Source organism: Frankia sp. CcI156, from assembly GCF_001983015.1.
Taxonomy (GTDB): domain Bacteria; phylum Actinomycetota; class Actinomycetes; order Frankiales; family Frankiaceae; genus Frankia; species Frankia casuarinae.
This window is the reverse complement of record NZ_MOMD01000023.1, coordinates 91,396-106,358: the sequence shown is the minus strand read 5'-3', so window position 1 is coordinate 106,358 and position 14,963 is coordinate 91,396. Positions and strand designations below refer to the sequence as shown.

The window sequence follows — 14,963 nt, the reverse complement described above, 5'->3', positions numbered from 1 at the left end:
GAACACGGAACGCGGACGAGGCACGCTCGACGAGGAGGCGGCACGGTGGGACGACGGTACGGGCTCCGGTGGCTCGCCGCGGCGGTTCTGGGCGCCGTGCTGGCGGGAACGCTCGCCGCGTGCGGTGGCGACTCGGACGGCGAAGCCACCGGCACGTCCTCGGCCGGATCAACGGTCAAACTGATGATCATCGCCCCGGTGGGCACGTCCGGAACGAACTACCCGGAGATGGTGGCCGCCGCCCGGGCCGCCGTGCGCGGGGTCAACGCCCGGGGTGGGATCGCCGGCCACCGGGTCGAGCTCGTGCACTGCAACGAGAAGAACGACGCCGCCGTGGCCAGGAAGTGCGCCCAGCAGGCGGTGGATCAGCACGTGCTCGCGGTCGTCGGCGAGGTCAGCGGCTCGGGTGGGATCATGCCCATCCTGGAGAACGCGGGGATCCCGTCCATCGGTTCGGCCGGGATCTCGGCCGACGGATCCGAGCTCAGCTCTCCGATCAGCTACGTCATCAGCCCGCTGGCGCTCTACCCCGCGGTCTGCCCGTCGTTGCTCGCCAAGGCGGGAGCCACCCGCCTCGGGCTGGTCGGCTACGACCTCAGCGCCAGCGACCGGCTCATCATCATGGCCGAGGGCGGCGCGAAGGCGGTGAACCGTCCGATCAATCCGAAGATCCGTATTCCGATCACGACGAGCGACTTCACCCCGGCGATCTCCCAGCTCACCCGGTCCGGTGCCGACGGAGCCGTGCTCGTCGTGTTCGACCAGGCCGCCTACGCGGTGATCTCCCAGGCCGGCCAGCGGGTCCGGACCTGCCACGCGGCCGGAACCCTCTCGCCGAAGTACCTGTCGACGCTCGGTCCGGCCGCGGACAACCTCGTGGTCGCGACCGCGTTCCCCGAGCTGAGCCAGGCCGGCCAGTTCCCCGAGGTGGCCCGGATGATCTCCGAACTGGACGCCGAGCAGGCCGGCGGGGACGCGGACGCGGCCCCCGCGCTACGCACCACGACGACCACCACCGGCGCGTGGCTGTCCGTGCAGATCGCCGAGAAGGTGGGCAACAAGGTGTCCGGCCCGCTCACCGCCCGCACCCTGCTCGACCAGCTCAACCGGACCACCGACCTGGACCTGGGCGGCATCGTCCCGCGGCTGAACCTCACGGCGACGACGCCGATCCCCGGGGCGGAACGGATCTTCAACACCACGCTGCGGGGAGCCCGCTGGGACAGCGCGTCGAAGAGCTTCGTGCCACTCGGCCCGGAGACCTACTCCGGCCTGGACATCCTGCGCCGGGCCGCCTCCTGACTCTGAGGCACGCGCTGACCCGGGTCAGGCACGCGGGCCGCTGAGGGCGCCATTGCCGGATGGGGCGCCATTGCCGGAGTCCGCCGGCCGTCCGGGTGACAGATAGGCGCCGAGCAGGGTCTCCCGGTCGGCACGGGCCTGGGCGGCGGTGCCCGACCAGGCGAGGGCCCCATGCCGCAGGACGTGCACCCGATCGGCGATCGACAGGGCGCTGCGGACGTGCTGCTCGACGAGGATCACGGCGAGCCCATCGTCCGCGGCGGCGCGCACCGCCGCCAGCAGACGGTCCACGACGCGCGGCGCGAGGCCCAGCGAGAGCTCGTCGGCGAGCAGAACCGTGGGCCGGCGCGCCAAGGCGCGCGCGAGGGTCACCATCTGCTGCTGCCCCCCGGAGAGCAGCCCCGCCCGCCGATCGAGGTGCTCGGCAAGCTCGGGGAAGACCGCGAGGGCGAGGTCCGGGTCGCATCGACCGACCCGGAGATTCTCCCGGACGGTGAGGTCCATGATGACCGAGCGTTCCTCGGGAACCAGGCTCAGGCCACGTCGGCACCGTTCGTGCAGCGCGGCGGTCGTCACGGCCCCGGCGAGCAGGACCTCGCCTCCCGCCGACGGGATCGCGCCGGCCAGCGCCAGCAGTGTCGTCGTCTTGCCGGCGCCGTTCGGGCCGAGCAGGGTCACGACCTCGCCGGCGTGAACCTCCAGGTTGAGGTCGCGGACCACCGGGCCGTTGCCGTAGCCGGCGGACAGGCCCCGCGCCGCCAGCACCGCGGGGCCGGCCGCGAACCGGGCCGGGTCCGTCCTGTCGGCGACGCGGTCCCCGGTCCCGCCCGCGGACGGGCCGGCCGGCCGGGTCCAGGAGACGGCCCGCCGGGTCCAGGAGACGGCCGGCCGAGTCCAGGAGACGGCCGGCCGAGTCCAGGAGACGGCCGGCCGGGCCGGGACCGCCGCCTCCCCCAGGCAGGCGACCCGCACCCGGGGGTCGTCGCGCACCCGCTCCGGCGTCCCCTCGGCGATGCGCTCCCCGGCGTCCAGCACGACCACCCGGTCGCAGACCCCCATGACCACGTCCATGTCGTGTTCGTTGAGCAGGATGCCCAGTCCCCAGTCGTCGGCGAGCCGACGCAGCAGGCCCGCGACCTCCGCGCTCTCCGATTCGTCCAGCCCGGCGCACGGCTCGTCGAGCAGCAGCACGGCGGGGCGCGCCGCGACGGCCCGGGCGATGGCCAGCAGCCGACGACGACCGTAGGGAAGCTCCGCCACGGTGCGCAGGAGATCGTCGCGCAGCCCGAAGGCGTCGACCGCGGCGACCGCGGCCGGCTCAAGCGGACGTCCCCGGGGGAACAGCAGGTCGGTGAGATAGGCGCGGGTGTCCCGGCGGTCGCTGGCCGCCTGGATGTTCTCGATGACCGTCAGATCGTCGAACAGCTCCAGGTTCTGGAACGACCGGCTGATGCCGGCGCGGGCCCGCCGGTGCGCCGGCAGACGGTCCAGCCGGACGCCGCCCAACGTCATCGACGTGACCGACGTGACCGAGGACGGGGTGTAACCAGTGATCGCGTCGATGACCGTCGTCTTGCCCGCGCCGTTCRGGCCGATCATCCCGACGATCTGACCGGGTTCCACCCGCAGGTCGACCGAGCGCACCGCGGTGACCGCGCCGAACCGGACCGTCAGACCCCAGACCGACAGGACGGCGGGCACGGCGGGCAGCGCGGCGGGCGGCGCGCCGAGCAGGCGGGCCAGGCGGGCGGCATCGCGGCGACGGCGGCGGGCGGCCGCCGCCGGGACCCGGTCGTGGAGCAGCCTGGCGGTGCGGGCGTTCTCCGGCGCCATGCCCCCACCCGACCGGGACAGCACGACGACGAGGACGATCCCGCCGATCAGCGGCACGTAGCGGTCGAGCTCGGCCAGCCAGTCCCGCACCCAGCCGCCGAAGACCGCTGCGACCAGGGCGGCGACGGCGGCGACGGCCCAGGGGGCGTACCGGGCGGCGGCGCCGAGCCGGCGGCGCGGGCGCGGCGCGCTGACGAGCGAGGCACCGGCGGCGAGGCCGAGCAGCCCGGCGAGGGCCGCCACGACGACCCGCAGCAGCACGCCGAGCCGGGCGAGCAGGTCGCCGACCCAGCCGCCGAGCCGGGTCGCGAGCGCCCCGGCGGCCATCGTCGCCCCGGCGAACGCCCCGCTGACCCAGCCGACCCCGCCGAGCACCGCGTAGGCGATGAGCATGATCGACGAGAACGGCGCGAAGGCGCCACCGCCATAGTCGATGTTCCCGCGCTCCCCGTAGACGTAGAACGCATAGAGCACCCCGCCGAATCCGGCGATGGCCGCCGACAGCGCGAAGGCGTAGAGCTTCGCGCCGACCACGCTGATGCCGAGCGCGGCGGCGGCCCGCTCGTTGGTCCGCACCGCGATCAGTCGCCGGCCCGCGCGCCCGCGCCGCAGGTTGGCGACGGCCAGCGCGACGAGGACGAAGGCGAGGACGGAGACGGTCGCGAACCCGCGGGGGTTGGCAACCTTGTCCAACTCGATGCCGAGGAATGTCTGACGGCCGACGACCGTGCCCTCCGGGGAGGCCAGATCGCCGAACAGCGAACCGATGGAGCCCGCGCTCCTCGGTGCCGGGGAGTGGTAGCCGCGCTGGAACAGCAGAGCGTCGACGGCGGTGCCCAGGCCCAGGGTCACCACCGCGAGCTGCAGGCCCCGGGTCCGCAGCGCCGGCAGGGCGAACAACAGTCCGACCGCGGCCGTGCCGGCGACCCCGACGAGCATGGCCGCCTCCAACGGCCAGCCGCGGGTCGCGACGAGCCGTCCGGCGATCAACGCCGCGATGCCGGAAAAGGCGAGCTGCGCCAGGGACAACTGCCCGGTGAACCCGACGAGCACGACGACGGACAGGATGACCAGCGCCCACAGGGCGTTCGCGTCGATCGCGTCGACCCAGTCAACCGGCAGCAGCCACCAGATCGCCGCCAGGGTGGCCGCCACGGTGACCGCGAGGGCGCGCGGATGCACCCGGCCGCTACCGAGGGCAGGCTGACGTTCGGCGAGGTGGCCGCGTTCGGGTATTCCCTGCCCGCGGATCGCGAGGTAGAAGACGATGACCGCCAGCGGCACAGCCCGGTCGACCCCGCGCCACCAGGGGTGCTCGGCGACCAGCTGGAACTGGGTCTCCACCTCGACGACCCCGAGGGCGAGCCCGCCCGCCAGCACCATCGGGAAGGAGCGAAACCGCGCGACCAGCGCGACCGCCAGCGCCGGGACGATGAGCAGGAGCAGGTTCGCCGAGGACAACGGGTTCTGCAGCGGCGCGAGCAGGACCCCGCCGAGACCGGCCAGCGCGCTGCCGGCGCCCCAGGCAGCGGCGGCGACGGTGTCCGCCGACCAGCCGAAGGTCGCGGCGGCCCTGAGGTTCTCCGCCGCCACCGTCGCGGCGAGGCCCACCGTGGTGAACCGGAACACCGCCCAGAGCCCCGCGACCAGCACGGCGACCACAGCCAGCCGGACGAACACGGACACGCCGACGGGCTCGTCGAACAGCGTTATCCTGCCGGTCGGCAGCACCGTCGGGGAGGTACGCACGGCACCGGCGAACATCAGCGTCAGCAACGACTGCAAGATGATCAGCAGGCCGAGCGTCGCCATCAGCCGCAGCAGCGAGGTCGCCTCGCGCAGTGGCCGCATCACCAGCAGGTGGAACACGACCCCGATGACGGTCGTCGACAGCACGGCCAGCGGCGCCGCGAGGCCGAGCGGCAGCCCCCACCCGGCGTGCAGCCCATGGAAGGCATAGGCCGCCCAGGCCAGCAGCGCGCCCTGGGCCAGGTTGAGCACGCCGGCCCCGCGGGCGATGACCACCACACCCGAGGCCACGAGGGCGTAGAGCGCGCCCGTGCCCAGACTGAGCAGGGCGTAGCCCATGACGTCATTCAACGGCGGTCCACCCTGCTCCGGGCACCGCGGAACGGTGCCTCGATCATCCCTCAGCGGCCCCCCACCAATGGTCGCCGGCTCTCCTCGATCGCGATGAGCGGCGTGAGCCCACCGGAAAATCCGCAKGCCAGACCATTGATCATATGATCACGGCAACCGAGGTGACGGTACGACCGGACAGACCGACAAGGCAATCAAACCAGCCACAACAGCCACCGAACCCCACGAGAGCCACCGAATAGCATAAGAGCCACAGAACCTCGCGAAAGCTACCTAACCCCACGGATTGGTCGGGGGTGACGGAACGTGGGCACACCGCGAAACGTCCGGGATGGCACCATCGGACGAACGCTCGATGGCGGACGACCACGGCTACAGGGGTGGAAACGGATGAGGGACCTGGTGCCTGGCGCGAACGGGCCGTTGCCTGCCGGCCCCGTCTCGGTCCGGCTCGCCGGTCCCTTCGACGTCTGTGCGCTCGTCACCGGCGCGAACGGCAAGGTCGCCGCGGACAGCGACTTCGTGTTCTACAACCAGCCCAGGGCGCCAGGCGTGGCACTCTCGGGCGGCGCGGTGACCGTCGATCCGGGCCGGCTGCGCCTGGGCGCCGAACGTGTCGTGATCGCCGCCAGCCCCGAGGACGGTACGACGCCCTTCGGACGGCTGCCAGCTCTCGCCGTCACCATCCATAATGATCATGATGACCTCATCGCCCGCTTCGCACCACCGCCGTTGTCCCGCGAGACCGTGGTCACGCTGGTGGAGATCTACCGGCGCGGCCCCGCGTGGAAGATCCGGGCGGTGGGGCAGGGCTACGCGGACGGCCTCGCCGGTCTCGCCCGGGACTTCGGAGTCGACATCGACGACGGCGACCAGGGCGACCAGGGCCACCAGGGCCACCAGGGCCACCAGGGCCACCAGGGCCAGGGTCAACGCCGTGACCCTCCCGGGTACCCCGATTCCACGGGTCGGGGTACCCGGGAGGGTGATCTGACCCTCGTGCTCGCGCGGGTCGTCACGCTCACCAATGCCGAGCGCGCCCGGGAGGGTCTCGCGCCGCTGACCGTCGACGACCGCTTGGCCGCCGCCGCGGAGGCGCACAGCGTGGACATGGCGACCCGTGGCTTCTTCGCGCACACCAGCCCGGAGGGACGCACGGTGTCCGACCGGGTGAGYGCTCTGGGCTACCGCTACGCCCAGGTCGCCGAGAACATCGCCGCCGGCCAGAGCAGCGCGGACGAGGTGGTGACGGGATGGATGAACAGCCCCGGCCACCGGGCGAACATCCTCATCCCGCGGCTGCGCCAGATCGGCGTCGGGCAGGCCACCGGCGGCGAGTATGGTCGCTACTGGACGCAGGTCTTCGGCACCCTGCTCTGACCGCTGGCACTCTGACCGCAGGCACTCAGACCGCAGGCACTCAGACCGCAGGCGTACCGGAGGTAGGTCGCACCTTCGGCTACAAAGGTATCGGCATTCCCGCGCGGGCGTTGACCGACCGGGCCGAACGGATCACGATTTTCCTGCGCCGACCCCAAGGAAYCGCCAGAACCGGTGACACCGCCGCCGCGAGCGGAGAATCTGCGCAATCCGGCTGTGYACGTTCCACCCGAACCGCCGGGAAGGACGACGTCACAAGTCTTCGCCCACCCCTGGAGAAGTGCGCGTCGAATCTCCGGACAACGACGTTCGACCATGCCCGCGAACCATTGATCTAGCTTCCTTCCTGGTTGATGAGTCAGCTTTCATCGACAAGCTCGACACGCGTTCCACAACCCAGGAYAGGACTGGAGAATGCGCACAGAGAACAAACGGGACGGGACAGCGTCCCAGCCCAGGAGATATTCGAACGGCCGTCACGCGCGGACTCGAGCACGTCGCCACCGGATCGGCGGGCTGCTACTCACCCTCACCGTGGCCCTGATGACCGGGGCATTGACCGGGCCTGCCCGCGCGCAGGCCCCGACGATCATCGAGGACAGCGCCATCGGCACCGGGCTCAACCAGGTCTCCTACACGGGGACGTGGACCCGGTGCACCGGGTGCATAGCCGGGCCCCTCGACGACGGCTTCCGGTACTCGTCGACCTACGGCAGCGTCGCCTCGTTCCAGTTCATCGGCACGCGGGTGACCATCTTCGGGGTCAAGGGGCCGTGGAGCGGCCAGGCCGCGATCAGCATCGACGGCAGCACCCCGCAGCTCGTCGACACCTTCGCTACGGTCGCGGTCGCGAGCTCGATCTTCACCTCGAACACGCTCACCGCGGGCACCCACACAGTGCAGATCACCAACCTGCACCAGCGCAATGCCGCGTCCCGGGGCTACGACGTCGCCTTCGACCGCGCCGAGGCGATCAACGAGGTGGCGCCGCCCCCGCCGACTCCGCCGGTGCCCACGGCGCTCACCATCGAGGACACGACGATCGGCACCGGCACCAACCAGGTCTCTTACTCGACCGGGTGGACGAAGTGCACCGGCTGCATTACCTCCCCGAACAACAGCTTCTACTACTCGGCGACCGCCGGCGCGGTCGCCACGATCCGTTTCAGCGGAACGCAGGTCAACATCTACGGCGCCAAGGGCCCKATCGGGGGATTCAGCACGATCCGCCTGGACGGCGGCCAGCCGGTCAACGTCGACACCTACGCGCCGACCTCGAGCATCACCCTGTTCTACAGCTCGGACAAGCTCGCCGCCGGCACGCACACCCTGACCCTGACGAATACCGGGCAGCGCAACACCTCCTCGCAGGGCAACAACGTCGGTTTCGACCGGGCGGAGGTCACCACCGGAGCGAACCCGCCGCCGGCCCCGCCGTCCTACGCCGGGCCCCGCTCGGGCAAAGGGTGGCTGACCGGAACCTATCCCGATCCGGTGATGAACCAGYAGAACCTGGAGGCGTTCTGCACCTGGCGCGGGGCGCCCTGTGACTTCACCCTGCTTTACACCACCCGGAACAGCTGGGCGAACGTCAGCCAGYCGGTGGATCTGCTGCGCACCTTCGCCAACTGGCCCGGCCGGTTGATCATCTCCATCCCCCCCTTCCCGGAGCACATCGGTGCCAGCAACGCGACCTGCGCCACCGGGGCCTACGACGAGTACTGGAAGACCTTCGGCCGCGTACTGAACGCCTACGGCCGGCAGAACTCCTACCTGCGAATCGCCTGGGAGGGCAACGGCGACTGGTACGAATGGTCCGCCACCAACCCCAAGGACTACGTCAACTGCTGGCGCCACGTCGCGGACGCCATCAACTCGACCGCGGAGCCGGACCCCACCCTGTGCTGGTGCCTCAACGCTCACTACTCGCAGAACCCGCCGAGCCACAACCCGATGGACATGTATCCGGGCGACGCCTGGGTGGACGGGGTCGGCCTCGACGCGTACGACCACTGGCCGCCGTCCCGGACAAAGGCCGAGTTCGACGCCCAGGCCAACGCCCCCKGTGGGCTGAACTACTGGTTCAACTTCGCCCGCGCGCACAACAAGCTCTTCGGCGTCGGCGAATGGGGGGTGGTGAGTACCAGCGGCAACAACGGTGGCGGTGACAACGCCAATTACATCCAGTGGATGTACGACTGGTTCGTGGCCCATGCCGGCAAGGGGCTGGCCTACGAGTATTACTTCAACAACTGCGACCCGAACAACGTCGGTTCGAACCTGTACCGACCGCTCAGCGCCACGTGTCTCTACCTGAACCGGCAGGCGGGCGCCCGCTATAAACAGCTCTACTCCGGGCAGTAGGCTCCGGAGGTGACGCCGGGTGCCGCCCGCCGGCAATGATTCAGTGGGCGGCACCCCTCCACCCGAGGGGGTCCTCAGCCGGGCCGCCGGTCGCGGCTGGGACGTAGCTCGACCGATTCATAGGCGGCCGGGATGTACCACGATTCGCGGCCGTCGTCCCACCGGACGATGAACGGCGCTCGGCCGCTCTCGCCGCGAATCTTGAGTATCACACCGTGGCGCTCGGTACGACCTGTTGCCGAATTACGCACGACGAGGCGGTCCCCGACCCTGGCGTACATGATGTTCCCAGTGTACATCAGGATTCCCTCCCGCGGTCCGTTCGCGGTCCGTTCCGGCATCAGCGCGTCGCCACTCCGTCGAACAGGTCGGTTTCCACGCCGGAACCCGAGCCCGGGCCCACCGCCCCCCGGGCCAGCACGAAGTTCTCGGTGGCCTTCGCCGACCGGCCGTTCCCGTCGACCAGAGCGAAGAAGAATCCGTCCACGGTCATCTGGCTGCGGTGGGCCCGCATTGCCGCGATCTTCGCGGCGAAGAAGCCCGGCGCCTCGATCGTCGTGGTGACCTTGGTATCGGGAACCGACAGCAGCATGTCCGAGGGCATCGTGATCCCCTCGGGGACCGTCTTCGCCAGGTCGGACCGCCAGATGCGGTCCACCGCGGACTCGACCGCGGAGTGGGACAGCGCCGTCTCGTACAACTTCGAGACCTGCCAGGTCGGACCCGCGTCGGGAGCGAAGTCCGGATCGGCCGCGTCGGCGAAGGCCCGGACGGTGACGTCGTGCGCCCTGATGTGATCGGGATGACCGTAGTCCCCGATCGCGTCGTAGGTCACGATCACCTGCGGCCGGACCTCCCGCACGATCCGCACGAGCGCCTCGGACGCGTCGTCCATGTTCGCCCGCCAGAAGCAGCGCGGGTCGTCGTTCGCGGGGCTGTCCAACATGCCGCTGTCCCGCCAACGACCGGCGCCCCCGAGGAAGCGGTAGTCGGTGACGCCGAGCTCGGTACACGCCTGTTCCAGCTCCCCGATCCGGTATCCGCCGAGCTGGTCCGCGCGGTCCGCCCGCAGGTTGGCCAGCTCGGGGACCAGCACCTCGCCCATCTCGCCCAGCGTGCACGTGACAAGGACCACCTGGGTGTCGGGATCGGCGGCGTAGCAGGCCATCGTCGCCCCGGTCGCGATCGTCTCGTCGTCGGGATGAGCATGGACGAACACGATCCGACGGGCCGGCAGCGCACCGGAACCTTGAGTAACCGGCATAGCTTGACGGTAGGGGCGRCCCACGGACGGCGCATCTCGACCATCGAACCGGTAACTTGCGGATACAGAGCCCGCAACCGCATCGATAACCCATAAGAGACAAACAGCTCACAGATCAACGAATCGACGAAGGCGGGCGGAAAGAACAAAGATCTTCATCCAAGCATGATCCGGGGAACGGGAAGGGCATGAGTGATGCACCCACCAGACAGGACGTCCGATGGACTCGGGAGGCCATTCGCCGAGTCGAGGCCGACACCAACAGGTCGGCGGACACCCACCTGTTCCCCCTGCACCTGTGGCCGGCGGAACGGGGCGTGGACATCTATCTGAAGGACGAGTCGACGCATCCCACCGGCTCGTTGAAGCACCGCCTGGCCCGGTCGCTGTTCCTCTACGGACTGTGCAACGGCTGGATCCGGGAGGGGACGACGATCGTCGAGGCGTCCTCCGGGTCGACGGCGGTCTCGGAGGCCTACTTCGCCCGCATGCTCGGACTCCYCTTCATCGCCGTCATGCCCGCCTCGACCAGTACGCAGAAGATCGCCCTGATCGAACGTGAGCGGGGTCGCTGCCACCTGGTGGCGGACGCCACCACGGTGTACGCGGAGGCCAGGCGGCTGGCCGAGGCCACGAACGGTCACTACATGGACCAGTTCACCTACGCGGAACGAGCGACGGACTGGCGCGGCAACAACAACATCGCCGAATCGATCTTCAATCAGATGGCGCTGGAGCGCCATCCCATCCCCACCTGGATCGTCGTCGGTGCCGGCACCGGGGGCACCAGCGCCACGATCGGGCGTTATCTGCGGTACCGGCAGCACAACTGCGCGCTGTGCGTCGTCGATCCCGAGGGCTCGGTGTTCCACCGCGCCTGGTCCACCGGCGACCCGCACGTCACCGGCGGGCACTCCCGCATCGAGGGCATCGGCCGCCCACAGGTGGAGCCGAGTTTCCTCCCCGACATCGTCGACCGGATGATCACTGTGCCCGACGCGGCGTCCGTCGCGGCCATGTTGTTCCTGGAGACGCTGACGGGCCGCCGGACGGGTGCCTCCACCGGGACGAACCTCTGGGGCGCGGTACGGCTCGCCTGCGAGCTGGTGTCCTCCGGTCACCGCGGCAGCGTGGTCACCCTGATCTGCGACGGCGGCGAACGGTACGCCGACACGTATTACTCCGGTTCCTGGCTCGACGCGGCCGGCCTCGACCCGCGGCCGTTCACCGAGATCCTGTGCCAGGCCGTGACCTCCGCGGCCTGGCCGGGCTGAAGCGGCCTGGCCGGCGCGGTGGCGACTCACCGAAAGCGATGCTACGGTTCCTCTGGCCACTAAATGCAACCGGCAAATTACCTACTGCGGTGATTTTATGCGGAACCTGTCGCAGGATCCGGCCGGGCAACGACCGGCCGACTCCGAGCCCGCCCGGCACGGCGAGACGGTCCTGATCGCCGAGGACGATGCCGCGTTGCTCGAGGTCGCCCGGCGGATCCTGAGCCGCAACGGCTACGAGGTGCTGGCGGCTTCCACCGCCCTCGACGCGTGCTCGATCGCGATCGAGCACCGGGGCGACATCCACCTGCTGCTCACGGACGTGATCATGCCGCGCATGCAGGGCAGGGAGCTCGCGAACCGCATCCGGGCCCAGCAACCCGGCATCCGGGTGCTCTACATGTCGGGATASGCCGATCCCGTCCTCACCGCGCAGGGGAAGCTGGACCCGGGGGTATCGCTGTTGACCAAACCCTTCTCCGAACGCACCCTGCTGGACAAGGTCCGGCAGGTCCTCGATGCTCCCCGCTGACCAGCCGCATACCCGGGGGACGCGGGGACGTTCAGGCAGAGACCGGCCGTCCGCGCAGAACGATGAGGTCCGGGGCGCCGAGCACCGCGACGTCGGCCCGCGGGTCGCTCGGATACACCACCAGATCGGCCCAGGCGCCCTCGGACAGGCCCGGATAACCGAGCCAGGAGCGGGCCCCCCAGGTCGCCGCGTCGAGCGCGGCCGCCGCCGGCAGCCCGGCCAGGCGAAGCTCGGCCACCTCGGCGGCGACCAGCCCGTGCGGGAGGCTTCCCCCGGCGTCGGTACCGACGAAGATCGGGATGCCGGCGTCGTAGGCCGCCCGCACCGTGTCATGGCGCCGGGCRTACAGGGCACGCATGTGCCGGGCGTAGGCGGGGAACTTCGCCTCGGCGCCCGCGGCGATGTCCTCGAAGGTCGCGATGTTCACCAGGGTTGGCACGATGGCGACCCCCCGCTCGGCGAACAGCGGGATCGTGCGCTCGGTGAGACCGGTGGCGTGCTCGATGCAGTCGATCCCTGCCTCGACCAGATCCGCGAGGGAGTCCTCGGCGAAGCAGTGGGCGGTGACCCGGGCTCCGGCGGCGTGCGCCGCGTCGATCGCGGCCTTCGCCACGTCCGCGGGCCAGCACGGCGCCAGGTCACCCAGCCCGCGGTCGATCCAGTCGCCGACGAGCTTCACCCACCCGTCGCCCCGGCCGGCCTGCGCGAGGACCTCGGCGACGAGGTCGGCCGGCTCGACCTCCGCCGCGTAGTTGCGGAGGTATCGCCGGGGCCGGGYGATGTGCCGGCCGGCCCGCACCAGCCGGGGCAGGTCGTCACGGGCGTCGATCCACCGGGTGTCGGCCGGGGAACCGGCGTCGCGCAGCAGCAGCGCGCCCGCCGCCCGGTCGGTGATGATCTGCTGCTCGGCGGTGGGCCTGTCGACGGCGCCGTGCGCGGCGAGGCCGACATGGCAGTGAGCGTCGACGAGGCCGGGCAACACCCACCCGGAGACCGTCCGTACGTCCCGGGCCGCCGGGCCGGTGGGGGCGGAGAAGGTGATCCGGCCATCGACGACCCAGACCTCGTCACGGACCTCCGTCGGACTGACCAGCACGCCGCCACGGATCCGCAGCGCCGGCACGTTCATATTCACGTCATATCCCTATCACCGTCGTCCGGTCACCGGCGCGCCGGCACCAGGCCCGTGGCGAGGACGCGCCGCCCGATCGGGCCCCGGAAGCACTCAGACGTCGAGCTGCGACTCGACGGCGCGCAGCCGATGACGGGCCAGCGCGAGGTTCGCGCGCGGCTTGTCGAGCACCAGATAGAGGAACAGGCCACGGCCGGAATGGCTCTGCAACAACCGGATCAGATGGTACTGGCGACCCAGCGTAATCAGGATGTCCTCGATGGTGTCCTGAAGCCCGAGACTCTCCATCGTCCGAATCTTCGCCCGGATAACCTCGGTGTTTCCGGCCGCGGCGATCTCAAGGTCGATCACATGCGTGTTACCGGCCGTTCCGAGGGTCATTCCACTGGTGAAGTCGACGAGGGCAACCCCAAGCGCCCCGCTTATCTCGAGCGATTCCTTCAGGGCAATGTCGACGCTGTTCATATCGCCTCCCGTGTGTTCGAGGTCGACGGCAGCTCCGACGCTGCCCCCGTTGTGCACTGGCGCCAGTTCACGCGAACCGCGCGTTGACAGTCGTCCCCGCAGCCAGTCATCCCCGCAGCCAGTCCCCGTAGACCGGAAACCGCCCGATCTACGACCGCTCGCACAACTTTAAGCCCACCCGACCGGATCGCGTGCGGGTGGGCGGAAAAAATGGGCTCGGTGGACAGGCGGACCACACGCCGAACCAGAAAAAGCGATGGCGATTCACGCGAAAAGAACCTGATCGTCACGCCATGAAAAGTCTGCCTCATCGAATACGTTGCACGAGAGCCCGAAGATGACAGATCACGTGCCGGCGGAGGTCGGTCCGGCGAGGAGCCGGGTGCCGTCGGGAAGGTTGCCCGAGGCCGCGGCGTCGCGGAGGTACTCCCACAGGACCCGTTGCAGCTCGACGGCGGCACGGGTCGGCTCGACGTCGCGGCGACGCGCCAGCCCGATGGTGCGTTGCAGCCCCGGGAGCACGAACGGGGTGACCCGCATGCCGAGCCGGTGGGCGACCGTGCTCGGAATCACCGCGCTGCCCAGACCCGCCGCGACGAAACCGAGCACGGCGTCCATCTCCCCGCCCTCGATCGCGAAAATCGGCTCGAATCCGGCCTCCCGGCAGGCCGTCACGGTGGCCTCCCGCAGGTCGTAGCCGCGGCGGAACATCACCATCGGGTGGTTACGCAGATCGGCCACGGTCAGCGGGCGTCCGGCGACGATCGGTGGCTCGTCCAACGACGAGACGAGGACCAGGCTCTCGCGGATCAGCGGCGAGGTCGCCAGGGCCGGGTCGCTGCTCTGCAGCGGAAGGATGATCAACGCCAGGTCCAGGCTGCCCGCGGCCAGATCGCGGACGAGGTCGCGTGATCCCCCTTCCTCGACCAGCAGGCGGATGCCCGGGTACCGCTGGTGGAACAGTCGCAGCACGTCGGGCAGGAAGCCGGTGCACAGGCTCGGGGTGGCACCGAGGCGCACCGTGCCGTGGCGTAGGTCGAGCAGCTCGGTGACCCGCTGGCGGGCGGTCTCGGTATCGGTGAGGATGCGCCGGGCGAGCGGCAGGAGCGTCTCCCCCGCCGGGGTCAGGCTGATGTTCCCCCGCGCGCGGTTAAACAAAGGTGTGCCCAGCTCCTGTTCCAAGGCGCGGATCTGCTGGGACAGGGACGGCTGGGCGACATGCACCCGCTGGGCGGCCCGGGTGAAGTGCCGGGTCTCCGCGACGGCGACGAAATAGGCGAGCTGGTGGAGCTGCACGCCGCCAGCGTAGACGTCGAT

At 70.4% G+C, this 14,963-nt stretch carries 11 protein-coding genes; 5 read left to right on the top strand and 6 right to left on the bottom strand.

All coding sequences use genetic code 11. The annotated features are described in order from the left end of the window. Positions 1-45: 45 nt before the first annotated feature. Positions 46-1,302: an ABC transporter substrate-binding protein gene (locus CcI156_RS11025; RefSeq protein ID WP_011437834.1), complete on the top strand. Its 1,257-nt coding sequence runs from the start codon at positions 46-48 to the stop codon at positions 1,300-1,302. 24 nt (positions 1,303-1,326) lie between these two features. Here CcI156_RS11025 and CcI156_RS11020 read toward each other — a convergent pair whose 3' ends face one another. Next, positions 1,327-5,235, bottom strand: coding sequence for an ATP-binding cassette domain-containing protein (locus tag CcI156_RS11020; RefSeq protein ID WP_076805525.1), 3,909 nt, complete (start codon positions 5,233-5,235; stop codon positions 1,327-1,329). 390 nt (positions 5,236-5,625) lie between these two features. Between CcI156_RS11020 and CcI156_RS11015 the strand changes: the two genes are divergently transcribed. Both CcI156_RS11015 and CcI156_RS11010 read left to right on the top strand, forming a co-directional pair. Then, on the top strand, positions 5,626-6,615 hold the full coding sequence (locus tag CcI156_RS11015; protein WP_063578730.1) for a CAP domain-containing protein: 990 nt from the start codon (positions 5,626-5,628) through the stop codon (positions 6,613-6,615). 414 nt (positions 6,616-7,029) lie between these two features. Next, positions 7,030-8,979, top strand: coding sequence for a glycosyl hydrolase (locus tag CcI156_RS11010; RefSeq protein ID WP_076805524.1), 1,950 nt, complete (start codon positions 7,030-7,032; stop codon positions 8,977-8,979). Positions 8,980-9,053: 74 nt separating this feature from the next. On the opposite strand, the gene CcI156_RS11005 is transcribed toward CcI156_RS11010, so the two are convergent. Both CcI156_RS11005 and mshB read right to left on the bottom strand, forming a co-directional pair. Continuing rightward, entirely contained in the window at positions 9,054-9,278 is a 225-nt protein-coding gene (locus tag CcI156_RS11005; protein WP_232235012.1) for a DUF1918 domain-containing protein, read from the bottom strand. A 41-nt stretch (positions 9,279-9,319) separates the two neighbouring features. After that, a complete protein-coding gene (gene mshB / locus CcI156_RS11000) occupies positions 9,320-10,243 on the bottom strand; it encodes an N-acetyl-1-D-myo-inositol-2-amino-2-deoxy-alpha-D-glucopyranoside deacetylase (protein ID WP_023840348.1) in 924 nt (307 codons plus the stop codon). A 188-nt stretch (positions 10,244-10,431) separates the two neighbouring features. Here mshB and CcI156_RS10995 point away from each other — a divergent pair, with 188 nt between their 5' ends. Both CcI156_RS10995 and CcI156_RS10990 read left to right on the top strand, forming a co-directional pair. Next, the gene (locus tag CcI156_RS10995) at positions 10,432-11,517 is read left to right on the top strand and encodes a PLP-dependent cysteine synthase family protein (protein WP_076805523.1); all 1,086 of its coding nucleotides are present in this window, start codon (positions 10,432-10,434) and stop codon (positions 11,515-11,517) included. 97 nt (positions 11,518-11,614) lie between these two features. Continuing rightward, a complete protein-coding gene (locus tag CcI156_RS10990) occupies positions 11,615-12,049 on the top strand; it encodes a response regulator (protein WP_076805522.1) in 435 nt (144 codons plus the stop codon). A gap of 31 nt (positions 12,050-12,080) precedes the next feature. On the opposite strand, the gene CcI156_RS10985 is transcribed toward CcI156_RS10990, so the two are convergent. The 3 genes from CcI156_RS10985 to CcI156_RS10975 all read right to left on the bottom strand — a co-directional run bounded on the left by CcI156_RS10985 (position 12,081) and on the right by CcI156_RS10975 (position 14,942). Continuing rightward, positions 12,081-13,178 carry an amidohydrolase family protein gene (locus tag CcI156_RS10985; RefSeq protein ID WP_076805521.1) on the bottom strand — a complete coding sequence of 366 codons (1,098 nt, stop codon included), beginning with the start codon at positions 13,176-13,178 and terminating at the stop codon, positions 12,081-12,083. Positions 13,179-13,274: 96 nt separating this feature from the next. Beyond that, entirely contained in the window at positions 13,275-13,646 is a 372-nt protein-coding gene (locus tag CcI156_RS10980) for a hypothetical protein (protein WP_011437842.1), read from the bottom strand. Positions 13,647-13,991: 345 nt separating this feature from the next. Then, positions 13,992-14,942: a LysR family transcriptional regulator gene (locus tag CcI156_RS10975; RefSeq protein WP_011437843.1), complete on the bottom strand. Its 951-nt coding sequence runs from the start codon at positions 14,940-14,942 to the stop codon at positions 13,992-13,994. Between the last annotated feature and the right edge of the window lie 21 nt (positions 14,943-14,963).

Excerpts from the sequence above, each read along its gene's own strand:
- CcI156_RS11005 (WP_232235012.1), bottom strand. The coding sequence starts at position 9,278 with ATGTACACTGGGAACATCATGTACGCCAGGGTCGGGGACCGCCTCGTC.
- mshB (WP_023840348.1), bottom strand. The coding sequence starts at position 10,243 with ATGCCGGTTACTCAAGGTTCCGGTGCGCTGCCGGCCCGTCGGATCGTG.
- CcI156_RS10980 (WP_011437842.1), bottom strand. The coding sequence starts at position 13,646 with ATGAACAGCGTCGACATTGCCCTGAAGGAATCGCTCGAGATAAGCGGG.